Source organism: Chryseobacterium defluvii, assembly GCF_014204415.1.
Classification (GTDB): domain Bacteria; phylum Bacteroidota; class Bacteroidia; order Flavobacteriales; family Weeksellaceae; genus Chryseobacterium; species Chryseobacterium defluvii_A.
In genome coordinates, this window is the sequence record NZ_JACHLE010000007.1 from 44,455 (window position 1) to 68,155 (window position 23,701).

General features: G+C 39.2%; 19 protein-coding genes. 5 read left to right on the forward strand and 14 right to left on the reverse strand.

Annotated features, from left to right (window positions below; genetic code table 11):
* Window positions 1-43 precede the first annotated feature (43 nt).
* From HNP38_RS16980 to HNP38_RS16995, 4 genes are all read left to right on the forward strand, one after another.
* On the forward strand, window positions 44-601 hold the full coding sequence (locus HNP38_RS16980; protein ID WP_184191797.1) for a DUF5606 domain-containing protein: 558 nt from the start codon (window positions 44-46) through the stop codon (window positions 599-601).
* A gap of 360 nt (window positions 602-961) precedes the next feature.
* Window positions 962-1,735, forward strand: coding sequence for a nucleoside triphosphate pyrophosphohydrolase (gene mazG / locus HNP38_RS16985; RefSeq protein ID WP_184191799.1), 774 nt, complete (start codon window positions 962-964; stop codon window positions 1,733-1,735).
* Entirely contained in the window at window positions 1,735-2,619 is an 885-nt protein-coding gene (locus tag HNP38_RS16990; protein WP_317166745.1) for a hypothetical protein, read from the forward strand. The genes mazG and HNP38_RS16990 overlap by 1 nt, the downstream gene beginning before the upstream one ends.
* Window positions 2,616-3,125, forward strand: coding sequence for a hypothetical protein (locus HNP38_RS16995; RefSeq protein ID WP_184191801.1), 510 nt, complete (start codon window positions 2,616-2,618; stop codon window positions 3,123-3,125). The genes HNP38_RS16990 and HNP38_RS16995 overlap by 4 nt, the downstream gene beginning before the upstream one ends.
* A gap of 278 nt (window positions 3,126-3,403) precedes the next feature.
* Here HNP38_RS16995 and HNP38_RS17000 read toward each other — a convergent pair whose 3' ends face one another.
* A complete protein-coding gene (locus tag HNP38_RS17000; RefSeq protein WP_228461087.1) occupies window positions 3,404-7,060 on the reverse strand; it encodes a metallophosphoesterase in 3,657 nt (1,218 codons plus the stop codon).
* Window positions 7,061-7,146: 86 nt separating this feature from the next.
* Here HNP38_RS17000 and HNP38_RS17005 point away from each other — a divergent pair, with 86 nt between their 5' ends.
* Window positions 7,147-8,319 (forward strand): Pycsar system effector family protein, encoded by a 1,173-nt coding sequence (locus HNP38_RS17005; RefSeq protein ID WP_184191805.1) that lies wholly within the window; start codon window positions 7,147-7,149, stop codon window positions 8,317-8,319.
* A 207-nt stretch (window positions 8,320-8,526) separates the two neighbouring features.
* Here HNP38_RS17005 and HNP38_RS17010 read toward each other — a convergent pair whose 3' ends face one another.
* The 13 genes from HNP38_RS17010 to nuoD form a co-directional block, all read right to left on the reverse strand.
* The gene (locus tag HNP38_RS17010) at window positions 8,527-10,827 is read right to left on the reverse strand and encodes a GAF domain-containing protein (protein WP_184191807.1); all 2,301 of its coding nucleotides are present in this window, start codon (window positions 10,825-10,827) and stop codon (window positions 8,527-8,529) included.
* Window positions 10,828-11,018: 191 nt separating this feature from the next.
* Window positions 11,019-12,404: an NADH-quinone oxidoreductase subunit N gene (locus HNP38_RS17015; RefSeq protein WP_184191809.1), complete on the reverse strand. Its 1,386-nt coding sequence runs from the start codon at window positions 12,402-12,404 to the stop codon at window positions 11,019-11,021.
* A gap of 90 nt (window positions 12,405-12,494) precedes the next feature.
* On the reverse strand, window positions 12,495-13,988 hold the full coding sequence (locus tag HNP38_RS17020; RefSeq protein WP_184191811.1) for a NuoM family protein: 1,494 nt from the start codon (window positions 13,986-13,988) through the stop codon (window positions 12,495-12,497).
* 2 nt (window positions 13,989-13,990) lie between these two features.
* Window positions 13,991-15,904 (reverse strand): NADH-quinone oxidoreductase subunit L, encoded by a 1,914-nt coding sequence (nuoL, locus tag HNP38_RS17025; RefSeq protein WP_184191813.1) that lies wholly within the window; start codon window positions 15,902-15,904, stop codon window positions 13,991-13,993.
* 3 nt (window positions 15,905-15,907) lie between these two features.
* Window positions 15,908-16,237, reverse strand: a complete 330-nt coding sequence (gene nuoK, locus HNP38_RS17030) for an NADH-quinone oxidoreductase subunit NuoK (RefSeq protein ID WP_184191816.1) — start codon at window positions 16,235-16,237, stop codon at window positions 15,908-15,910.
* Window positions 16,238-16,240: 3 nt separating this feature from the next.
* A complete protein-coding gene (locus HNP38_RS17035) occupies window positions 16,241-16,738 on the reverse strand; it encodes an NADH-quinone oxidoreductase subunit J (protein WP_184191819.1) in 498 nt (165 codons plus the stop codon).
* Window positions 16,738-17,292 carry a NuoI/complex I 23 kDa subunit family protein gene (locus tag HNP38_RS17040; RefSeq protein WP_184191821.1) on the reverse strand — a complete coding sequence of 185 codons (555 nt, stop codon included), beginning with the start codon at window positions 17,290-17,292 and terminating at the stop codon, window positions 16,738-16,740. The genes HNP38_RS17035 and HNP38_RS17040 overlap by 1 nt, the downstream gene beginning before the upstream one ends.
* A 90-nt stretch (window positions 17,293-17,382) precedes the next feature.
* On the reverse strand, window positions 17,383-18,444 hold the full coding sequence (gene nuoH / locus HNP38_RS17045) for an NADH-quinone oxidoreductase subunit NuoH (protein ID WP_184191823.1): 1,062 nt from the start codon (window positions 18,442-18,444) through the stop codon (window positions 17,383-17,385).
* Window positions 18,445-18,528: 84 nt separating this feature from the next.
* On the reverse strand, window positions 18,529-19,527 hold the full coding sequence (locus HNP38_RS17050; protein WP_184191825.1) for a 2Fe-2S iron-sulfur cluster-binding protein: 999 nt from the start codon (window positions 19,525-19,527) through the stop codon (window positions 18,529-18,531).
* A 44-nt stretch (window positions 19,528-19,571) separates the two neighbouring features.
* On the reverse strand, window positions 19,572-20,387 hold the full coding sequence (locus HNP38_RS17055; protein ID WP_184191827.1) for a hypothetical protein: 816 nt from the start codon (window positions 20,385-20,387) through the stop codon (window positions 19,572-19,574).
* A gap of 28 nt (window positions 20,388-20,415) precedes the next feature.
* On the reverse strand, window positions 20,416-21,768 hold the full coding sequence (gene nuoF, locus HNP38_RS17060) for an NADH-quinone oxidoreductase subunit NuoF (protein ID WP_184191830.1): 1,353 nt from the start codon (window positions 21,766-21,768) through the stop codon (window positions 20,416-20,418).
* Between the two features lie 12 nt (window positions 21,769-21,780).
* Window positions 21,781-22,290 carry a complex I 24 kDa subunit family protein gene (gene nuoE, locus HNP38_RS17065; RefSeq protein ID WP_184191832.1) on the reverse strand — a complete coding sequence of 170 codons (510 nt, stop codon included), beginning with the start codon at window positions 22,288-22,290 and terminating at the stop codon, window positions 21,781-21,783.
* Window positions 22,291-22,413: 123 nt separating this feature from the next.
* Entirely contained in the window at window positions 22,414-23,637 is a 1,224-nt protein-coding gene (nuoD, locus tag HNP38_RS17070; protein WP_184191834.1) for an NADH dehydrogenase (quinone) subunit D, read from the reverse strand.
* Window positions 23,638-23,701 lie beyond the last annotated feature (64 nt).

Sequence of the window (23,701 nt, forward strand, 5' to 3'; positions counted from 1 at the left end):
TGCAGCGGCGCAGGCCGATTGCGGAAATTAAAAAAATAAAATTATGCTGTTAGAAAAAATAATTTCAATCTCTGGAAAACCAGGACTTTACAAATTAGTTTCACAATTAAGAAACGGGTTTATTATTGAAGATGTTACAACAAAGAAAAAAGTGAGTATTGGAAACTCCAGCCAGGTGAGTTTATTAGACAATATTGCAATGTTTACCTTTGATAAAGAAGTTCCTTTGTTTGAAGTTTTTGAAAGTATTGCCAAAAACCATGACTATAAGGAAACCATTTCTCACAAATCTTCTGATTCCGAGTTAAAAGAATTTATGGGAGTATCCCTTCCTAACTATGATACAGAAAGAGTGTATGCGTCAGACATCAAGAAACTGGCCCAATGGTATAACATCCTTCAAAAAGCAGGATACATCACTCCTGAAAGCTTTGTGAAAGCTGAGTCGGAAACTCTAGAGCCTGCTAAAGAAGAAGCAGATATCACAGAAAAAGCGGCTCCTAAAAAAGCTCCGAAAACAGAAAAAGCTGCTGCTCCAAAAGTGAAAGCCACTTCAGCAGCAAAATCAGCTCCGAAAAGTACACACAGAAAACAGGGATAATTCATTCATTTGAATTAAAAATATAAAGCCTTGTCAGGAAAAATTCCTGACAAGGCTTTTTGTTTTACTTTTGGAAAGCTACTTAAGCCATAAACAGTTTTAGTTCATAATAATCTACATCTACATCAGGCTTGTCATGCTGTAAGCATCTCTACAAAGAGAGTTCATATTCCTATTAGAATGACAAGCCTTGAGTTGAAGAATATTGTAGTACAATTTAAGCGTTACCTTTAAAATTGAACTTTTTAATAATTCTTTGATATCCTTGCTGTAAAATTTAATCTTAGAGTTTCCGGGATCAGGATAAAAGAAATCTGAAAATTACCCGTAAATTTGTGAAACTCGAATTTCTCATTGCCTATGAATACGAAACAGGAAAAGCTTGAAGCCTTCGGAAGATTGCTGGATATAATGGATGACCTACGCGAGAAGTGCCCGTGGGATCAGAAGCAGACCTTACAGTCACTCCGTCATTTAACCCTTGAGGAAACCTATGAACTTTCCGATGCTATTTTGCAGGAAGATCTTCAGGAGATTAAAAAAGAATTGGGAGATGTCCTGCTTCATCTGGTCTTTTATGCTAAAATAGGTTCGGAGAAAGAAAGTTTTGATATGGCCGATGTCATTAATTCCTTAAATGAAAAACTAATCTTCCGCCATCCTCATATTTATGGGGATATTGATGTAAAAGATGAAGAAGAAGTAAAGCAGAACTGGGAAAAGCTGAAACTGAAAGAAGGAAATACCTCTATTTTAGGAGGAGTTCCGAAAAGCTTACCGAGTATGGTAAAAGCATACAGGATCCAGGACAAGGTGAAAGGGATAGGATTTGAATTTCATGATGCGGAAGATGCATGGAAAAAGGTGGATGAGGAAATTCAGGAGTTTCATGCGGAAACCGATCTGAATAAAAAAGAACAGGAACTGGGAGATGTATTTTTCTCACTCATCAATTATGCGAGAATTTCGGGAATTAATCCGGATTCTGCTTTGGAACGAACGAATCTTAAATTTATCTCAAGATTTCAGCAGATGGAAAAGCTGGCTTTGGAAAGAAATCTGAAATTAGAAGACATGTCTCTGGAAGAAATGGATGTGCTTTGGGACGAAGCAAAAATTTTAAATAAGAACTGATGAAAATGTACACACTTTGTGCGATAACTTCGCTTTTATTGATGGGATGTAACCCTAAACCTGAGAATGAGCAGGCAAAAGCAGATACTTTAAAAACAGAGTTTTCTTTACCGGGTAAACTGAAAGAAGTATCCGGGATTACTTTGTCAAAAGATAAAAAAACAATCTGGACAATAGAAGATCAGGGAAACAAGAACATTGTTTATGGAATGAATGATAGGGGAGAATTAGTTTCAGAAGTTCTGGTAGAAAATGCTGATAACATGGATTGGGAAGATATCACATCGGATCCTCAGGGAAATATTTATATCGGGGATTTCGGAAATAATGATAATGACAGGCAGGATCTGGCTATCTTAAAAGTCGATCTTCAGAACTCACATGCGAAAACGGCACAGGTTACCCAAACCACGAAATTCCATTATGAAGGCCAGACCGAATTCCCGCCTAAAAAATCAAACTGGCTCTACGATTGTGAGGCGTTTGTAGAAATGGACGGCAATTTCTATCTTTTTACCAAGAACCGCAGCAAAGGTTTTGACGGAACATTTCTGGTTTTTCAGGTTCCTAATAAAGAAGGGGATTTTGAGGCTAAATTGGTTGGAAAGCTGAGACTGGATGGAAAGTATAGTGATGCTGCCATAACTTCTGCAACCATCAACAGCACAAAAGATAAGATTGCATTGCTGACCCATAAAAATATCCACGTCCTTTCAGGATTTGCACCCGGTGATTTTAATTCAGCCAAAATTCAGAAAATATCTTTGAATCATAATTCCCAGAAAGAAGCTGTTGTTTTTCAGGATGACAAAACATTGCTTATTGCGGACGAAAAGGATAAAAACACGGGTGGAAATGTGTATAGATTTTCTTTTGTGAAATGATGACTGCTAAAGAAAAATTCAGCTATTTAATTTATTGGATCATTATTTTTACCGTATCCGGCTCTATGATTGTATATGGAGTCGGAAAGCCCGTACAGTTTCAGGATTTCAAAAGCTCGGTAAATACTAATCTTTCGGAAGGGCATCAGTTAATGTGGACCTTTTACAGCTATACAAAGGCTTATCCTGTAATAATTGGAATTTTTGAAATAACAGGTGGCGTTTTTATCCTTTTTAACAGGACAAGAATATTGGGATGTCTATTATTATCAACAATATTAGTTAATATCATCATCCAGGATTATTTATATCAAATATCAGCTTTAAACACTGCTATATTTTATCAGATATTAATTCTGGCAATCCTGGTCTTTGATTTTGATAAGGTCAAAATTGTTATCGGGGAATTATTAAAATCCCACAGGAAGAGCCGAAATTTAATTTTGATGATTGTAGCATTTATTTTAGCAATAGTGGTCAAATATTTTGAAGCAAAGATCATTTGAAATCTAAGAGCCTGTTTAAATTTTATTTAAAAGTTCTTTTTGTCATTCTGAATGGAATTTTGCGAAGCATTATGGAATGAAGAATCTATTGAAATTCATACATTTAAGATTTTTCGACTTCACTTCGTTTCGCTCAAAATGAGAAACCTGTCAAATTGAAATTAAAAATTTAAACAGGCTCTAAGACTAAGAATAAAAATATATTAATAAGAGGGTCTCAAACTGAAAATAAATTAGGAATTTATCTGTGCAAATCTGTGCAATCCGTGGTTTCAAATCTAAAAAGTCATTCCCAGACCTCCCGAAATCCTTCCGCCATCCGAACCATAGAAATAATTCAGCCTTGCAGAGAACATTTCAAGAATGCTCATCCAGAATCCTGTACCCACAGACTGATGCCATTTATTTGAATCCTCATGGTCATTCCATACCCTTCCGATGTCATAACCAAACAAAATTCCCATATTGGCCGGAATGATATTGTTCCTTACCCTTCCGAAATCCAAGCGGATCTCAGAATTATTGGTAAAATAAGATCTTCCCGAAAAACGATCGTTACGGAAAGCCCTCATTCCGTTGTTTCCCCCGATACTTGCTGCCTGGTAAAACTCAAAATTGTTATTGTTGATCCACATCACATTGCTGGAGTTGGCAAATACAATGTTTCCCCTTTTATCGAGTCTGTGATCAATGGTTAAAGTACCGTTCAGTGTTAAAAAATTCCTTTCGGTTTGGGAAAGATTAGCCTTCCAGTCTGCATTCAATATCAATTCCAGTCCTAATGTTGGGAAAGCATTGTTGTCTAAATTTTTAAAACTAAAAGTATAGTTGGCTCCGGCAAACTGCTGATCTTTGAATACATCAGGGTTTACATCAGGTGAGATATCTACAAAGCGGTCACCTTTGCGCTGGACTTTGTTATTCTCAAAAGTAAGCTGGAACTGGTGCTGCAGATTCATCCAGCTCTTTTTAGAAACAGAAGGTGCAAAATTGAATTTTGAAATTCTTGCCCGGTTGTATTCCCTTTCGGTGGTTTCCTTATCATATTCACTTTCATTGGAAAGCCCGAAGAAATTTTTGGCAAAACGGGAAGTTGTGTAATAAGCATCTAAATTAAAATCCCATCCGGAAATGGCTTTTTTGAAGATCCCTTTATAGGCAAGATTAAACCCTCCCGTTGCAGTATACATATTAGCTTTTAAGCTGTGTTTCTGAGTATAAGGCGCACGGATGAAATTGTTCACCGTATAATTGGCCAGAAAACCAATGATCACCCCGTCATCAGGATTATAATCTGCGTTAGGATAGCCGGCAAAGAAATTGTATTTAGGGTGCTTGTAATTATAGGTATTGACGTCATAATCATCCGAAATATTCTTTGTCGCAGAATTGGCATTATAAGTATTCTTCTGGGATTTGAAATCATAGATCTTTACTTTGCTTCCGTTGGCAATGGTATATACATCGTGATTGTAACCCCCGATCAGGCGGATGTTCATTTTCGGTTTTCCGTCTCCTGAAACTTCATAAATATCGTCATCTTCCAGACCATAGATCCAGAGTTCACTGGTTTTATCATCATGATAATCCTTTTCAAATACAAGCTCAGGATTTTCTTTGTTCTTATCCAGTTTATATTGTTTTACATTCACGGAATTACCCTGCTTAGTGATCACAAATTTATCGGGATTTACAGTTCCTGCCAGCGGAACCTTCTTTTGCAGCACATCATAATATTGTGCGGCGTAATCCTGCAGTTTGGTTTTTCTCGATTTTAATTTCCTCTGAATATCCGCGATCGTTTCATCCTTCACTTCCTTAGGTAAATTGTTGAAAGCTTCCTCAATATCCTTATCCGTAAGATGTTCCTGAATATATTTTGCCTGAGCGGTCCATTCCTCGTGGGTTGAAGCTTTTAAAAAGATAAGGTCCAGCGGATAAGGCTCCATGTTCAGCCACTTAACATTTTTGATGTCTTCTTTAAATGTTTTCATGTGACGGATCGCCGGGATATTCATGATCACTTTAAAAGCGGCTCCATCATATTTGCTGAAGGCCTGGTCGTGATCCCTTGGAATAGGTTTGTAGGTTACTTTATCCCCACTTTCATACTCTGCCCATTTCCATTGATCAGAATGCCTGTCCCAGTCTCCGATCAGCATATCGAAAACACGTGCTCTGATGTAGGCTTCCCGATCTACGGAGTATTTATAGCTTTTGGTCAGGTTTTTCAGAAGATCATCCGTAGAGATAATGTCCTTTGCATTCCCCAGTGACTGCAATGTTTTGGGATCTGAAGAAAAACGCTCCTCAACCATATAAAGCTCATTTCCGTAGGTCTCATTATACACACCCAAAGCATGTTGTTTCGGGATATAATATAACCTCGGATTGCTGTGGAAAAGGTCCAGTCTATCTGCAAGATTTCCTACAGAGAAAGGAGTGAAAGGATGGCTGGTTGTATAAAAATCCAGTAAGAATTTTTCCGGGAAGGTATTATTCAGCTCATTTCCGAAAGTACTTTTCTTAAAAGCCATAGTATTGAGGAATCGGACAGCGCTTTTTTTAATACCTCTCATCACAAATTCCTGCCCGTCCCGGGACATCAGCCTTAAACTGTTCGACTGATGGCCTCCGCCTTCCCTGAAAGGAATGTAGCCCCCGTTCAACTCAGAAATATTGGCTGTAGGAGCTTCAACAGGAGTTCCGTAATACTTTCTGTAATGCTCTCCCCAAAGCCATCTGTAAACTCCGCTCTTTCGCGTTAATTTTTCAGGATAGATCGTTGAGGTAATAGTATTCGGAAAAGAATCCGGATAATGGTTGACAAATTCTTTTGGCCTTTCAAAAACAGTAATATGGGTCAGCTTTTGAAGACGGTTATCTTTAGTTGAAAAGTATTCTACATCAGCACTCTGGTCTTTTCTCATATTCAGGACGGCAAATCCGCTTCCGCCATAAGAGAAATCAGTCTTTTCGGCAATGGTGGCAGGATCGGTCTTAGAGCCGGCTCCGCTAATGATCTGTCGGATATTCCTTTGCTCATGGTACTGCAGGTTGTGATCATGTCCGGAAACAAAAATGATGTTTTCCTTATCCTGAACAATGCTTTTTAACCGATTGGCCAGATCTGCATAATGCTGGTTGTTGATATCCTCCAGGCTTGCTCCTGAAGAGCTTCTGAGAATATTGACCAGGCTTGCCACCACGGGAACGGGAACCTTTCCTTTAAGTGCAGAGAGGTGGGATTTTGCCGAAGTATATCCTGCATGGGTTCCGCTGCTGATGACAGGGTGGTGCAGGGCAACGATGATCTTTTTATCCTGGTTTTTATTGATCAGGTCTTTAAACTCTACGAAAAGGTCTTCACGGGTTTTGATGTGGCAGTTTTTATTGATCCCCGGATACTGATCCCAGTTTACCAAAGCCCATTCCGTATCAATAACGATCAGCTTAATATCTTTGGTGAGGCTTACATCATCAATAGGGCATGAGTTTTTAGGCAGAAAAGCTTTTTTATCATTCAGGTAGGTTTTCACAAATTCTTCCTGAGCTTTTAACCCTTCTAAGCCATGATACCAGTCATGATTTCCGGGAATCACAAGTGTTTTTCCTTTAAAATCTTTGGTGATGGCAAGCTGGTTCTCCATTTTTTCCCTGGCCAAAGGATATTCCTTATCAGTTTCTTTCGGCATGCCGAGGGGATAAATATTATCTCCCAGAAAAATCAGCATTGAATTTTGATCTGCGGAATCCAGTTTGCCTTTGAGGAAATTTAAAGTATGCTGAGCCTGAATTTCTTCTGCATTCCCTGCATCTCCGATCAGGAAAATTTTAAAGTCGTTTTCAGATTTTATATCAGAATTTTTTACTTCCTGTAAGTTTTTTCCTTTTTTTACGTTATAGGTAGCACAGGACACCAGAAGTCCTGCCAATAACAAGAATCTAAATGGAATAGAAATTTTTTTTAGATAAGTTATAAAGGATAAATTCATACATTTACATTAACAAAAATTCAGAAATGGATATTCTACACAAAGCTAAAGATTATGTTGAAAGCTTATTCAAAGATAAGTTATCTTCCGTATATTTTTATCATAATTTTATCCATACAACCTATACGGTGAATAAGGCCGAGGAGATCATGAAAAATACACCTGTTTCCAAGGAGGATCAGGAGAAGCTGCTGCTGGCGCTCTGGTTTCATGATACGGGCTATATTGAATGTGCACAGAATCATGAAGAAAGGGGGATCGAAATTTTGAAGAAATTTCTGCAAAATGAAAATTACCCGGAAAACTATATTAATGACGTTTCAAAGCTGATCCTAGCCACAAAAATTGATTATAAGCCTGAAAACCTTCTGGAAAAAATTGCAAAAGATGCGGACTGCAGCCATTTTGCAAGCCATGATTATAATGATATTTCAGACGGCTTAAGAAAAGAATGGGAACTTACCAATGTAAAATACTTTTCCAATGATGAATGGAATGCCGTAAACCTGGATTTCATGAAGAATAAGCATACCTACTATACAGACTATGCAAAAGAGAACTGGGAGCCCCTGAAAAAGAAAAACATCAGAAAAATCGAAAAAAAATTGGAGAAGGAAGAAGAAAAAAAGGAAGAGAAGAAAGAAAACCAGGATAATAAAAAAGACCCGAAATCTGACAGAAGTGTAGACACTCTTTTCAGGGTTACCCTAAACAATCATACGAGGCTGAGTGATATTGCAGACAGTAAGGCAAATATTCTGCTTTCGGTGAATGCGATCATCATTTCAGTTTGCCTTTCCGTTCTGGTCCCGAAACTGGATACTCCAAAAAATGCGCACCTTATCATTCCCAGCTTTCTCCTCCTGCTGTCGAGTGTTCTGACGATCATATTTGCCATATTATCTACAAAACCGAATGTAACCAAGACAAAATTTACCCGTCAGGATGTTGCTGACAGGAAGGTGAATCTTTTATTCTTCGGGAATTTTCATCAGATGCTGTTTGATGATTACAATAATGCCATGAGAGACCTGATCAAAGACAGGGATTATATCTACGATTCTATGGTAAAAGACCTGTACTATCTTGGAAAAGTGCTTGACAGAAAATACAGGCTGTTGTCACTGACGTATAAGATCTTTATGGCCGGGATCATTATTTCCGTATTGTCTTTTGGGTATGCCTTTCTGAAACTGTGATATGATACTTCCTTATCAAAAACTTTAACCACAAAAGTCACAAAAGTTTTTAATGCCTGAAGAAGTTATATTTAGGGATGTATTAGCTTTTGAAAAATTTTATATTGAGTTGAAGCCGAAATCTTCTTCTGTGAATTACCATTCTGAAAATTTTAAACCTAGGCTTAATATGATTAATATAAAATTTTTATGGTTTAAGATAAAAATTTAAACCAAAGAAACCCTCAGCGCCAGTAATCCTGTAATTCCCTGAAGGTCTTCCACCCTCAAAAATTCTATATCAGACTGGAGGATGCCTTTTTTCTGGAGTTTATAGACATATTCCAGGTATTCCTTTTGGTTTTCCATCCCGAAGTATACGATGGTGATCTTTCCGGGACATGTGATCCTTTCCGTAGAGTCTTTGATGTGGGCTTTATCCAGCCTTTTCTTGATGATCTCGTAATAAGAATTATAAGCTCCGTCCACATCAAAACGTTTTTCGTCCATCCGGAAGCGGATATCTACCTTCTCATTATAGACAAAGATCAGGGAAGCAATATCCAACGGGATCGGAAGGTCTTTTTTAAAGCTCTGAAACTCACGCTCCATATTGCAGATGGTTTTCAGCTGCCAGTATCTTAACTTATGAACCACTTTTGAGGTATAATGAATTTCAGGGGCAATGTTCTGTCCTGTGTACAGGTTATGCTCCACACCGTCAGATTTAAACCGTTCATAATAATGCGGGAATACCTGCTGTGCCTTGATCTGGCTTTCATCCAGCATATCCGCCAGTTTTCTGTTCACGAGGGTAATGGAGTCATCCAGGCTTTTTCTGTTGGTATAGAAAAGGTCACTTTGAGGAAATACCTGCGAAAAGTACTCCTTAATTTTTTCCTTTACCGGCTTTGGGGATCTCACTTCCAGTTTTCCCTGCAGGTAAGGGTGTATTTCATCACGCAGCAATCTCTGGAAGCGCTGTTCGGTATCCGCTTTTATTTCATTGTTAAGCTCGTTCTCGAAAACATCCAGAGCGAGAAGGTACTTTTCAGAATCTGAATTGATGAGGGTGAAAATATCATGCAGGCAGTCAATTTGCTGATTAAGATCTTCCATCATCAGGTTGAAGCGCTTTTCCGAAGAAGAGCGGATATCGGAAAATCCGAAAAGAGGCGTAAGGTTTTTAAAGGAGATCTGTTTTAAAGTATATATCTTCTTACCTAAGGAAGCATTGAAATATTTCTCAGCTTCATTCCTGAACTTCCAGACCACACTGTCGTGGATGGTAGTATATTCCCTTTGTATAATGGCTTCGATCTGGCTGTTCCTCTCAAAGGTGAACCTGCTGAGGGAAAAGATGATAATGTCTGCAAAGAATTCCAGTTTTTTAAGCTTTAAGCCGTTAAAGCTATTGGCTACCGGGGAAGTAAATTCCATGACGGCAAGAAGCTCATTCTCTTTCATGATGGGGATCACCATGAAGCTTCGGATATTATTATCCTTGAGAATATTGAAAGAGGGAAGCGTTCTTATCTCTTCACTCATATTGTCCACATTGGAAACAACAATGGGTTTGGAATTATAGCTGAGGTTGTCAAAAGTAGTTTTTCGGGTCTCTTCATCAAGGGTATTGATCCAGAAATCCAGAATATGATTCGTGAAAAAATTATCGTATATCGGTACTTTTTCCAGCCTGTTATCCTTGCTGTTGAAAAGCATTAATCCGAAATTCAGTTCGGCGACATCAAAATAAGATTTGAAGATCTCCTTCAGGTTTTCATCCGGGATGAGGTTTTCAGGATCAATTTTGATCATGCTGGATTTCAGGTCGGATAAAGCCACTTCAGAAGTACAGTCTACGAGTGAAATAATGGTAAATCCGCTCAATATCCATGATTTTGAGGGGAAATATTTTTTCCACAGCTTTATATCATCCAAATTCTCCAATAGCATATCCAGAACATCATCAGGCGGTATTTTGGCATTTTCAGTAGGGTAAATTTCCGTAAAATCAGAATTCACCGTGATCTTGTAATGCTTCATGATCCCCTGTTTATTGGGAATATCATAATAAAAGGGTAGAGAAGACCTGATGTCTTTTTTGAAATAGGCCTGCAGGATCAGGCAGCCGCAGAATACATAGAATTCATCATCGTCTATATTCCTCAGTTCAATTTCAAAATCTTTTCCGGCATCTTTGAGGATATTTTTGAACCTTTCGGTATAATTGAAGGTAATATTGGAAAGCGGTATGCTTGCGGCTTTTATTTCATTCAACGTTAAACCGGTCGGGAAAAGGTCTGCCAGTAAAAGCTTGATCAGGTCTTCATATTTTTCCAATAACGAAATATCCTGAAACCCGTTTTTGAGTTCCTGAAAATTCTTTATCTTGTCTATAAGCGATTCGGCATAGTTGACACGGTATTCCAGGCGGTCGTTATAACGTATGTGTTCAAGAACATCCAAATATTTTTTGAATGAGATATAGACCTGGAAGGGTGCGTCTTTTTTGTAAAGATGAGCCAAGTTTGAAATTTAAAGTAAAGTTATAAGTATTTTTATATATTCCAATAACAAAATCAAAAGAAAAAGAGAAGAGTCCCGAAGGGACGATTTAAAAAAGAATTGGATATAATCCAATTACATATGGCAATTAGTCCATATTAAAAAAGCACAACTAAAATGTTGTGCTTTTTTATTTTTATATTGATGATTTCTTACAATCCGAATTGTTTTGCAAATAAATCAGGGAAAACACCCAATGCAATAATTGAAATAATAATAAATACTGCTACAATATTATACGTAGGGGTAACTTTCTCCGAAGTTTTGAAGGTAGTTTCTTTAAAGAAGAACATGGCAATGATCAGCCTTAAATAATAAGCAATGGAGATTGCCGAACCTAAAACGGCGATCAGCACCAAAAATGCAGCTCCGTTCATGGCTTGGGAAAATAAAGCAAATTTACCCATAAATCCGGCTGTTAGCGGAACCCCTGCCATAGAAAGCATAGAGATTGCTGCCACGGTTGCCAAAAGAGGCTCAGATTTGGCCAATCCCTTAAATGCCCCGAAAGAGGTCTCTCTTTTTAATTTTTCTACCCAGATCAGGCACATAAATACACCTACTGTAGATAAAGAGTAAGCAAATAAATAGAATGCCAAGCTATCAGAAGAAAGTTCCAGACTTTTTATCCCGAAGAAAACCAATCCCATATAACCGGCATGGGATACTGATGAATACGCCAGCATCCTCTTGGCATTCGTCTGTGCAAGTCCCATTGCATTGGCAAGGAACAGGGTGATGATAATGAATACACCCAGAACATTGATCCATTCATGGGTAACTCCTGCAAAGCCAATGGTCATTAATCTGAAGAATGCAAAAAACCCGGAGATCTTTACCACACTGGCCATAAAAGCAGTAATTAATGACGGGGAACCGGAGTAAACATCCGGGCTCCACATATGGAAAGGAGCCAGAGCCACTTTGAAGGCCATAGCACAAAGCATAAGAATAACTCCTAAAATGAACATGACATTTTTAGGGTTTTCCATTCCAAAATTCAATATTGTATATAAATCGAAACTTCCGGTACTTCCATAGATAAATGCAATGCCAAACAGCAGGAATCCCGTTGCAAATGCACCCATTAAGAAATATTTAATAGAAGCTTCGTTAGATCTCAGATCGGTTTTATTGGTTCCGGCCATTACATATAAAGGAATGGAAAGGATCTCAATACCCAGGAATAAGGTAACTAAATTCTGGAATCCGAAAAGGATAATACCCCCGCATAATGCAAACAGCATCAGTGCATACAATTCAGACTGATGGCTTCTGTGATTGCTGAAGGCAAAACCTCCCAGAAAAAACAACAATAGGGTGGTTACAATTGAAATTTTTGTGAACAGGGCTGTATCTGCACCATACTCATACATTTTTTTGTACTGTTCAAAGAATGAACATTCCGGTAAAAAACTTACGTATAATGCAACGATCAATCCCAAAATCCCAATGTATCTTGCGAATTTTCCCTGTTCAAAAACTCCTGAAAATAACGCAATAACTGCCGTTAGGAAAACAATAATTAAAACACTCATAATATAGATTTGAGATGCGAGACACGAGACATGAGACAAAAATTCTGATTTCTCATTTCCTGATCTGCTAATTTTTTAAATTTTAATTTTTTAACTGGCCATCGCTGTATAGATAAACTTCAGCGAACTGCTCACCATATCGATTACCGGCTGTGGGAAAATACCCAGCAGGATCACAAAAACCGCTAAACTTGCCAATACGGAGAATTCTGCCCCTGATAAATCTTTGGCTGTGCTCAATATGGTTTCATCCCCTTCCCCGAACATTACTTTTCCGTAAAATCTCAACAGGTAAACCGCACAAAGTATGACCGTAAGACCGGCAATTACAGCTGCCAGTCCGTTATAGGCAAAAACTGATTTGATCAGGATAAATTCCCCAATGAAACCGTTGGTCAACGGAACTCCCATTGAACCTAATATAATGATCAGGAACAACACGGCAAACTTAGGGGCTACTTTGGCTAAGCCGCCCATTTGTCTGATGTCCCTTGATTTAAATCTTTTATATAATATGTCGCAACAATAGAACAAGCCCACTACGTTGATACCGTGAGCAAATGTCTGTACCAAAGCTCCTTCAGCTCCTTCAATGGTAAAGGTTCCTCTTAAGGTAACTGCGGCTGAAGCGAAGATTCCTGCAACCATCAATCCAACGTGAGAGAAAGATGAATAAGCTATGATTCTCTTCATATCGGTCTGAATGATAGCGATAAGTGCTCCGTGAAGAATTCCTACAATCGCAAGAATGATCACGATCTGTCCTGAAATTCCTGCAATCGGAATCGGAGTGATCGGCAGTAGATAACGCATCACCCCATACACTGCCATTTTCAGCATAATCCCTGATAAAAGCATCGATCCCTGAGTAGGAGAGTAGGTATAAGTATCCGGCTGCCATGTATGGAACGGGAATACCGGTAATTTCACTGCAAATGCGAAGAAGATGAACCAGAATACCACAGTCTGCTGGGTCTCGTTAAGCATAGCATTGTACAGGTCTGTTAAAGCGAATGATGCGGAGTGATTGTACACATAGATCAATCCGGCTAACATGAATAATGACCCGACGAATGTATAAACGAAGAATTTTGTAGTGAATTCGAACCTTTTGTTTTCCTGGCCCCAAAGTCCGGCAATGAACCAGATCGGTATTAAAGTTACTTCCCAGAAAATGTAGAACAGCAATCCGTCTAAAGATGTGAAAACCCCTACAAGCCCGAATTGCATCAGCAAAATCAAACCATAGAAAGAGTTTCTGTAGTTTACATTTTCATTGAAAGAAGATAAAATAATTAACGGCGTTAAGATGTTGGTCAATAATAAAAGCAGCATGCTCATTCCGTCGATCCCGAAATGAAGCGAGCTTTTTATGAATTTTGACCAGGGATAATTGATCTCATGCTGCAATACACTGTCTACAGTAGGAGTAAAATCAAAACTATCTACAATATAGAAAGTGACAAGCATTTGTATCAATGCAATTCCCAACGCCAAATATTTGCCGGATTTATTATTCCATGCAAAAACTAATCCCGAACCTACCAGAGGTAAAAGTAATAATGTTAATAAATAATACGACATTATTATTGTAATAAAAAGTTAACAATCAATATAATTCCCACCGCTAAAGACATGACAAGAATATAATTCTCCACATTTCCGTTCTGAAGACGCTTCATAGATCTTCCGCTGTCTTCAGCACCTTCGCCTATGAAGTCTACAAAACGGTCTAAGATCCCCTTATCAAACATCTTTCCTCCGCGTCCTAATCCTTCAACGGTTTTTACAATCAATGCGTTGTAAAGTTCGTCCACATACAATTTTTTAGCAGAAAGTTTTTCCCATCCTGTATAATTTTCCTCTGGAAGAGCCATCTTTTTCTTATTCACATACGTGTTTTTAACGATGAACCATACGGAGAAGAACATGACCACGGTAGCGGCCAAAAGTATCATTTCCGTATTGAACGGAACTCCTGAAAGCGTGGCTTCCATCTGTTTGAAACTTTCTTCGGTAAGAACCGGTTTCAACCATTCCATCAATTTGGCATAGTGGCCATGGCCAATGAAATGAGGAAGATTAATAAAACCTCCGATTACGGAAAGTATGGCCAATACTATCAATGGTAATGTCATATTGAGCGGGCTTTCGTGTAAATGGTGTTTTTGTTCTTCAGTACCTCTGAACTCTCCGTGGAAAGTCAGATAATACAGCCTGAACATATAAGTTGCCGTAACAGCCGCTAAAATGAATAACATTACCCAGTAAGCAGGGTTTTTAGCAAAAGTTGCCACTAAAATTTCGTCTTTGGAAATCATCCCTGAAAGTAAAGGGAATCCTGATATAGCCAATGTTCCGATAAGGAAAGTAATATGAGTAACCGGAATTACTTTTTTAAGCCCGCCCATGAAACGCATATCCTGCTCGCCACTCATCGCGTGGATCACAGAACCTGCTCCCAGGAATAACAAAGCCTTGAAGAAAGCGTGTGTCATTACATGGAACATAGCTGTTGTATAAGCCCCCAACCCTAAAGCAATGAACATAAATCCAAGCTGTGAAACGGTAGAGTAAGCCAATACTTTTTTGATGTCGTTCTGGCGGAGTGCATAGAAACCAGCAAGAGCAGCCGTTAAGAATCCGATCAATAAAATTCCTCCCTGAACCGTAGGTGCTAAAGTGAATAAGAAATTAGATCTTACCACTAAATAGATACCCGCCGTAACCATCGTTGCAGCGTGGATCAAAGCAGAAACAGGAGTAGGCCCGGCCATCGCATCCGGTAACCAAGTATATAAAGGAACCTGTGCAGATTTACCGGTTGCCCCGATAAATAAACTCGCTGTAATAAAGATAATTACGGTTCCGTCCAATTCAAATTTTCCGGCATTCTGAGCGACGGAAAGATAATCCAGGGCATTGGTTTGGGAGGCGATCATAAAGATCCCGATCAATAACGCAAGGTCACCAATCCTGTTCATGATGAATGCTTTTCTTGCAGCTTTACCATATTCTTCGTTGGTGTACCAGAACCCGATCAACAGATAGGAGCAAAGTCCTACACCTTCCCATCCGATGAACAGGATAAGATAGTTGCTTCCCATAACCAAAAGCAACATGGAGAAGATGAAAAGATTCAAATAAGTAAAGAATTTATAGAAACCTTTGTCATGGCTCATATATCCGATAGAGTAAAGATGGATCAGAGAACCGATCCCCGTAACGATCATAATCATCATTAACGAAAGCTGATCGATCTGGAAACCGAAATTGATCTGAATCCCATTTACCCTGAACCATTCAAAAGCTTTTACAATAACAGGCTGGCTTTCGGAATCGAAATTCATGAAAAGGTTCACCGCAATGCAGAAAGGTATAAAAACTACTGCGGTTGCCAGGCTGCCTACCAGTATTTTTGGAAGATTTTTCCCGAATAAGCCATTAATAAGAAAACCTAAAAGTGGTAAAAGTACTATTGCATACACTAAATTTTCCATTCCTTATCCTCTTAATTTATTAAATATACTCACATCTACAGAACGGGTATTTCTATACAGCATAGCAATAATTGCCAGTCCGACCGCTACTTCTGCGGCAGCAACCACCATAATGAAGAAAACCAGAAGTTGTCCGTCACCATTACCTTTGTATGCTGAAAAAGCAGCCAGTAAAAGGTTTACGGAATTAAGCATAAGCTCTACACAACCCAGAATTACAATAGCATTTTTTCTAAGCAATACTCCCAATACTCCCAAACAGAATAATACTGAAGAAAGAATGATGAAGTACTCCAAAGGAATGCTTTGTATAAATGTATTTACTTCTCCCATAATTTATAAATCTTTTTTACCGATTAATACCGCACCTACGATACCTGCCAAAATAAGGATGGAAGCAAGTTCAAACGGTAAAACATATTCACTGAATAAAAGTCGGCCCAGATTTTTGGTAAGGCCCACTCCTTTGTCTACATTATCCACTACGATATGGTTTTCTTTCACTCCTCTGAATACGCCTAAAACACCTATCAATAGAAGACCTGCCGTAAAAACCCCGACAAACTTTAAAGTATTATTCTTCTTACTTTCGTCTTCTTTATTAAGGTTAAGCATCATCAGGATGTAAAGGAACAATACCATAATGGCTCCGGCATATACTATGATCTGGATGATCGCCAGGAACTGTGCATTCAGAAGAATGTACATTCCCGCAATGGAAAACATCGTAACAATTAATGATAAAATGGCGTACAGAGGATTTCTTGCAAATACAAAATATACAGCACTTGCCACTGCTAAAAACGCCACCAGGAAAAATAAAAACTGATCCATTATTTTACTGCATTTCTTTGTTTCTCGGATTGCCTTGTGGTGATATCAATCCTTTCGTTTATTTTTTCAACCAATTTATCTTTTCCGTAGATAAAAGAACCTCTATTGGTTTCTACATCTACCAGTCTGTCTGTTAAATAGATCGCAGATTTAGGGCAGGCTTCTTCACACATCCCGCAGAAGATACATCTCAGCATGTTGATCTCATATACTGAGGCATATTTCTCTTCTCTGTACAGGTGCTTTTCTTCCTTAGTCCTTTCAGCAGCAGTCATAGTGATCGCTTCCGCAGGGCAGGCTACGGCACAAAGCCCGCAGGCCGTACATCTTTCTTTTCCTTCCTCATCTCTTTTCAGAACGTGCTGGCCCCTCCATATGGTAGTTCTTGGCTTTTGCACTTCAGGATAAGAATAAGTGGGAGTTCCCTTTACGATATTTCTTACAGCATGCTTGAAGGTAATCCCCATTCCTTTGAAGATCGCAGGAAGATAGATTTTCTCAGCAAGTGTCATTTCTTTGTTGGAAACAACTTTTGATCTGTTTGTAAGTTTCATTTATTATAGATTAGATGTTAGAAGTTAGATGTTAGAAACTAGATTTTTAAATCATTATCACATCACCTCATTATCAAATTATCAAATTTTTTAATTTCCAAATGCTAAAATTACAGCACCTGTAATGAGCAGATTAACTAATGCCATAGGAATTAAAGTTTTCCATCCCAGGTGCATCAGCTGATCATATCTGAATCTCGGAAGCGTCCATCTGATCCACATAAAGATAAGGATTCCGATGATCGTTTTCGTTAAAAATGCCACAATACTTAAAATTCCGGCAGTGTTCTCACCCCAGTTCTGGGTTACCCACTCAATTCCCGGATAGTTATATCCCCCGAAGAAGAGAACGACCATGAAAGCGTTGGAAATAAACATATTCACATATTCCCCGAACATATATAATCCTAGCTTCATAGATGAGTATTCTGTAGAGTATCCGGTTACCAGCTCAGATTCACACTCAGGTAAATCGAAAGGATGCCTGTTCGTTTCTGCCAAAGCAGCCACGAAGAATACCAGGAATGCTATCGGCTGATAAAGAATATTCCAGTTCATCCCGTCAAGAGCAAAAAGCCCCCATATTTTTCCGGTAGACTGGCTTTCAGAAATTACTTTCAGATCTAAGCTTCCTGTCATCATAATGATGGACAGCAAAGCCAGTCCCATTGCCAATTCGTAAGAGATCATCTGTGAAGAGGCACGGATAGCTCCAATTAATGAATATTTGTTATTGGAAGCCCACCCCCCGATCATGATTCCGTAAACTCCAATGGAAGCCATCCCGATGATATACAAGACACCCACATCAATATTGGCTACCTGTAAATCGAAAGAAGTACCTCCGATATTTAAACTTTTACCCCATGGAATAACCGCTCCCGTGATCAGTGAAATAAACATAACCAGGGCCGGTCCCAATACAAAAAGGAATTTTTCTGCGTTGGCCGGTGTAAAATCTTCTTTAAAGAAAAATTTACCCCCGTCGGCAAGAGGCTGTAATAATGCAAAAGGCCCGGCTCTGTTCGGTCCGATCCTGTCCTGCATGATCGCTGCTACTTTTCTTTCTGCCCAGGTAGAGTAGGCAGCTACCGTTAGCGATAGCAGGAAAAGTGCCAGTACAAGTATAAGTTTAAATGTAAGTAAATCCATTTTATTTAGATATTTAGATGTCAGATACTAGATACCAGATGGTCTGAAGTTCGTAATCTGAAATCTGATGTCTTTTAATTAAATTTATTGTTCGTCTTTTTCGCTGATCTCTTTTGCCATCGGGTTATCCAGAACTCTCAGCTCATCTTTTGGCTTTTCATAATGGTTCAGGGAAATCACAGAATGCCTGTCGATATGTCTAGGGCCTTCAATATTCCAGAATTTTAATTCTTTTCTATCGAAACGGCATGTATCACAGATGAATTCCTCTACTTCTCCCCACTGGTCTTTTCTTGCTGTAACTCTGGTGATCTCATCCCCTTTCATCCAAAGTACAGCTTTTCCGGAACATTTATCACATTTGCAGGTTGCATTCATTGGATTTGTAAACCATACTCTGCTTGCAAAACGGGCTGTTCTATCGGTTAAAGCGCCTACAGGGCAAACATCAATAACGTTTCCGATGAAGTCATTATCTAAAGCTTTATTTAAATACGTTGAAATTTCGGCATGATCTCCCCTGAAAAGGATCCCGTGCTCTCTTGAATCCGTGAGCTGGTTGGCTGTAAGGACGCATCTTGCACAAAGGATGCAACGGTTCATATTCAGCTTAATATTCGGGCCCAGATCATCTGCATCGTATGTATTTCTTTCAAACTCTGTTCTGGTATTGGAAACACCATGTTCATAACCCAAATCCTGAAGATGGCATTCTCCGGCCTGGTCACATACAGGGCAGTCCAACGGGTGGTTGACCAATAAGAATTCGGTTACCGCTTTTCTTCCTTCCTGAGCTTTATCGGAAGTAAGGTTCTTCACTTCCATACCATCCATTACATTGGTTCTGCAGCTTGCCACCAACTTCGGCATAGGGCGGGGATCTGCTTCAGATCCTTTGGAAACTTCTACCAGACAGGTTCTGCACCTTCCTCCGCTGGTTTCCAGTTTGCTGTAATAGCACATTGCCGGCGGAACAGATTTTCCACCGATCTGTCTTGCGGCTTCCAGAATAGAAGTACCCGGCAAAACTTCAGTCGTCTGTCCGTCTATAGTTATTTTGAATTTTTTAACCTCTTCGCTCATATTCTATACTTTTCGCTCATGCCTGTAAGGCTTTAAGCTATATTTTAGTTATGCTTTCTTGTATTAAATGTATATCCGATCCCAAAATCCACTTCTCCGTAGGTAAAGTCCTGTGAAGCCTTATCCGGCTTATTATTGAGGGTAGTTTTGATATCCGGCATATTGATATACCCATATTTTCCTTCCAGCTGAAATACGACATGTCTCCATGTAATCAAACTTACAGCTACTCTCACATCTGCTCCAAAGCCTGCCAGATGAAACCTGTCGCTTCTTTCATTTCCCATCAGCTTAACATTAGACTTTGGCAGCAACACTCCGATTCCCGCTCCATAGCTCAAAAACAGATCAATATTCTTTTTATTTAAGACGTTATGATACTTTTGGGCACCAATATTAATATAGTTGAGTCCGTCGGTATGTTCAAACGTCAGTAACTTAGCATCACTCAGGTCCACTTTTCCATTCTGTACCAGAGAAGCATATTCAGGATTGTTGATATATCCCTGAAAATCCACGATCTGGTTCTGATCCATCACATATTTCATATGATCCATGCCCAATGTTATTCCCAGGTTATCCTTAGGGAAATAGGTAATTCTATAATTCACCTGAGGAATGGTAGCATTGGCAGGATTCAAATATTTTTTGAATGAAAAAGGAGTCTGCCTGTCATGGGCTACTACATCATTCAACTGAAAATCATATCCATCTCCTTTAAAACGGATATCAGATTTTGAGTATGCTGAATTATTCCAGCCCCAGAAAACCATGATTGATCCTTTTTTAAACGGTTCTGTCTGAGCTTTTAGGCTCAATGTTACTGTCAATAATAACAGCAGTAAAAATTTATTTTTCAACTTATTTCTGTCTTCTTTAATTCAGGGATTAAACCGTAGGTGCCGGAATAGGATCTGCATAATGTGCTAATCCATAATTTTGTGTAAGGCACAATTCCGGGTTCTTCACATGCCATTCAAATTCATCCCTGAAATGGCGGATGGCTGCTGCGACAGGCCAGGCTGCTGCATCACCCAATGGACAAATGGTATTGCCTTCGATCTTCCTTTGGATATCCCAAAGCAGGTCTATATCTTCCATTTTTCCTTCTCCTTTCTCCAATTTCTTTAAAATTTTGTACATCCATCCCGTACCTTCACGGCAAGGTGTGCATTGTCCACAACTTTCGTGATTATAGAATCTCGCTAAAGTCATGGTATGTTCTACGATACACTGATCTTCATCCAGCACGATAAATCCTCCTGAACCCATCATGGTTCCGGTTGCAAATCCACCATCGGCTAAAGATTCGTAATTCATATATCTTGGCTCTCCGTTTACGGTTTTCAATAATAAATTAGCCGGAACGATCGGAACTGAACTTCCTCCCGGGATACAGGCTTTTAATTTTTTTCCATTCGGAATACCGCCGCAATACTCATCAGAGTAGATAAATTCTTCAACAGTGATGGTCATATCGATCTCATAAACTCCGGGCTTATTAATGTTTCCGCAGGCGGAGATCAGTTTTGTACCGGTAGATCTTCCTACTCCTATTTTAGCATATTCTGCTCCTGTAATATCAATGATCGGAACTACTGCTGCAATGGATTCAACATTGTTTACTACCGTTGGTCTTTCCCAAAGCCCTTTTACAGCTGGGAAAGGTGGTTTTAATCTTGGGTTTCCTCTTTTTCCTTCAAGGGACTCAAGTAATGCAGTTTCTTCACCGCAGATGTAAGCTCCACCTCCTCTCTGAACATAGATTTCGCAATCGAAACCGGTTCCCAGGATATTCTTGCCTAAAAATCCGGCTGCTTTGGCTTCTTCAATAGCTTCTTCCAGAATATCCGGGATCCATGAATATTCTCCACGGATGTAGATATAGGAAACATTGGAACCTAAGCAGTAAGATGAGATCAGCATTCCTTCAATCAATAAATGAGGAAGAAACTCCATCAGGTATCTGTCTTTGAAGGTTCCGGGCTCAGATTCATCTGCATTTACTACTAAATGTCTTGGAACGCCTTCCGGTTTTGCCAGAAAGCTCCATTTCATCCCGGTAGGGAATCCTGCGCCACCACGGCCACGAAGTCCTGAAGCTTTTACTTCTTCAAGAATTTCATCAGGAGTCATTTTGAGGGCTTTTTCAGCTGCTGTGTAACCTCCCTGTTTACGATAGGTTTCAAAATAGCGAATACCTTCTATATGTGCGTCTTTAAGTAAAAGTTTTTTACTCATCGTATATTTTAATTAATCCAAAGCAATTTGTCCCTGTCTGCAAAGATCAAGGATTTCATCCACTTTTTCTATCGTTAAATTTTCATGAAAGAATTTCCCCAGCTGCATCATCGGAGCATATCCGCATGCACCAAGACATTCAGCAGGCTTTAAGGTAAACATACCATCTTCGGTAGTCTGCCCGTCCTTAATATTCAGTTTGGTTCTGATATGATCCAGGATTTTTTCACTTCCGCAAACCATGCATGGCCCTGTTCTGCATACTTCCAAAACATATTTGCCAACAGGCTTCATATTGAACATGGTATAGAAAGTAGCCACCTCATATACTTCAATGGGTTGTATGCTTAATAATCCTGCAACATAATCCATCACGGGAACATCTAACCAGCCCCCGAATTCTTTCTGTGCTAGATGCAGAACAGGAAGAAGGGCAGATTTTTGCCTTCCTTCGGGATATCTCGCGATAATTTTATGTACCTGTGCTAAACTTTCCGGTTTAAAAGCTATTGTTTCGCTCATTTTTTATATAGATTAAAGAACAAAGAACCAAGAGAAAAGACTTTTTGATTCGTGATCTAAATTCAGTTTTATTTATAGTGTGAAGAAAGTCTTTTATCTTTCTTCTTTTATCTTTTTTCTAATTTATGCGTCTAATTCTCCCGCAATAACATTCAAACTGCACATCGTAACGATCGCATCTGAAATTACGGAACCTGTGATCATCTCAGGATAGGCCTGATAATAGATGAAACACGGTCTTCTGAAGTGCAGTCTGTAAGGACTTCTTCCGCCATCACTCACCAGATAGAATCCTAATTCTCCGTTTCCGCCTTCTACTGCATGATATACTTCTCCTTTAGGAACGTCAGTTTCTCCCATTACAATTTTGAAATGGTAGATCAATGCTTCCATTTTCTGATAAACATCTGCTTTCTCCGGAAGATAAAAATCCGGAACATCTGCATGGAAAGGTCCTTCAGGAAGATTTTCGTAAGCTTGTTTGATTATTTTAATGGATTCCCAGATCTCCTGCTGACGAACCATGAAACGGTCGTAAGTATCTCCTGAAGTTCCTACCGGAATAATGAAATCAAAATCCTGATATGAAGAATATGGTTCTGCAACCCTTACGTCGTAATCTACTCCTGTTGCCCGCAAATTGGGACCTGTAAAACCATAGCTTAAGGCTCTTTCTGCAGAGATAGCTCCTGCTCCGATGGTTCTGTCCATAAAAATTCTGTTTCTTTCCAAAAGGTTACAGAATTCCTGGAATCTTGGCGGGAAGGTTTTTAAGAAATCTTTGATCAGCTCATGGAATCTTGGAGTGAAATCTCTTTCAAATCCTCCGATTCTTCCCATGTTTGTTGTCATCCTTGCTCCGCAGATCTGCTCGTACATATCATAGATGCGTTCTCTTTCGATGAACATATAGGTAAGGCCTGTAATAGCTCCTGAATCCATCCCGGTTACCCCATTACAGATCAAATGGTCTCCAATTCTTGCCAGCTCCATAAGGATAACACGCATATAATCTACGCGTTTTGGGACTTCAACTCCGATCAGTTTTTCTACCGTCATATGCCAGCCTAAGTTGTTGATAGGGGCGGAACAATAGTTCATACGGTCGGTAAGGGTAGTGATCTGAGCATAATTCCTTCTCTCGGAAATTTTCTCAAATGCCCTGTGGATATAGCCTACCGTTTGCTCAGCGTGAAGGATCCTTTCCCCGTCCATTGTTAAAACGTTCTGGAAAATCCCGTGAGTAGCGGGGTGGGTAGGCCCTAGATTGAGGGTGTACAATTGCCCGTCAATTTGCTCCTTACTTTCGTACTGGTTGAGTATATTAGATAATGAGTTATCTTTCATAATTAAAAATGCTTTAGGCTATAGGCTATAGGCTTTAAGCTTATTGCTTACTGCTTATTGCTTA

Coding starts and splice junctions, on each gene's coding strand:
- nuoD (WP_184191834.1), bottom strand. CDS start 23,637: ATGAAAGATAACTCATTATCTAATATACTCAACCAGTACGAAAGTAAG.
- HNP38_RS17020 (WP_184191811.1), bottom strand. CDS start 13,988: ATGTCGTATTATTTATTAACATTATTACTTTTACCTCTGGTAGGTTCG.
- nuoK (WP_184191816.1), bottom strand. CDS start 16,237: ATGGGAGAAGTAAATACATTTATACAAAGCATTCCTTTGGAGTACTTC.
- HNP38_RS16990 (WP_317166745.1), top strand. CDS start 1,735: ATGAAAATGTACACACTTTGTGCGATAACTTCGCTTTTATTGATGGGA.
- HNP38_RS17035 (WP_184191819.1), bottom strand. CDS start 16,738: ATGGATCAGTTTTTATTTTTCCTGGTGGCGTTTTTAGCAGTGGCAAGT.
- HNP38_RS16995 (WP_184191801.1), top strand. CDS start 2,616: ATGATGACTGCTAAAGAAAAATTCAGCTATTTAATTTATTGGATCATT.
- nuoL (WP_184191813.1), bottom strand. CDS start 15,904: ATGGAAAATTTAGTGTATGCAATAGTACTTTTACCACTTTTAGGTTTT.
- mazG (WP_184191799.1), top strand. CDS start 962: ATGAATACGAAACAGGAAAAGCTTGAAGCCTTCGGAAGATTGCTGGAT.
- nuoF (WP_184191830.1), bottom strand. CDS start 21,768: ATGAGTAAAAAACTTTTACTTAAAGACGCACATATAGAAGGTATTCGC.
- nuoE (WP_184191832.1), bottom strand. CDS start 22,290: ATGAGCGAAACAATAGCTTTTAAACCGGAAAGTTTAGCACAGGTACAT.
- HNP38_RS16980 (WP_184191797.1), top strand. CDS start 44: ATGCTGTTAGAAAAAATAATTTCAATCTCTGGAAAACCAGGACTTTAC.
- HNP38_RS17040 (WP_184191821.1), bottom strand. CDS start 17,292: ATGAAACTTACAAACAGATCAAAAGTTGTTTCCAACAAAGAAATGACA.
- HNP38_RS17005 (WP_184191805.1), top strand. CDS start 7,147: ATGGATATTCTACACAAAGCTAAAGATTATGTTGAAAGCTTATTCAAA.
- HNP38_RS17050 (WP_184191825.1), bottom strand. CDS start 19,527: ATGAGCGAAGAGGTTAAAAAATTCAAAATAACTATAGACGGACAGACG.
- nuoH (WP_184191823.1), bottom strand. CDS start 18,444: ATGGATTTACTTACATTTAAACTTATACTTGTACTGGCACTTTTCCTG.
- HNP38_RS17015 (WP_184191809.1), bottom strand. CDS start 12,404: ATGAGTGTTTTAATTATTGTTTTCCTAACGGCAGTTATTGCGTTATTT.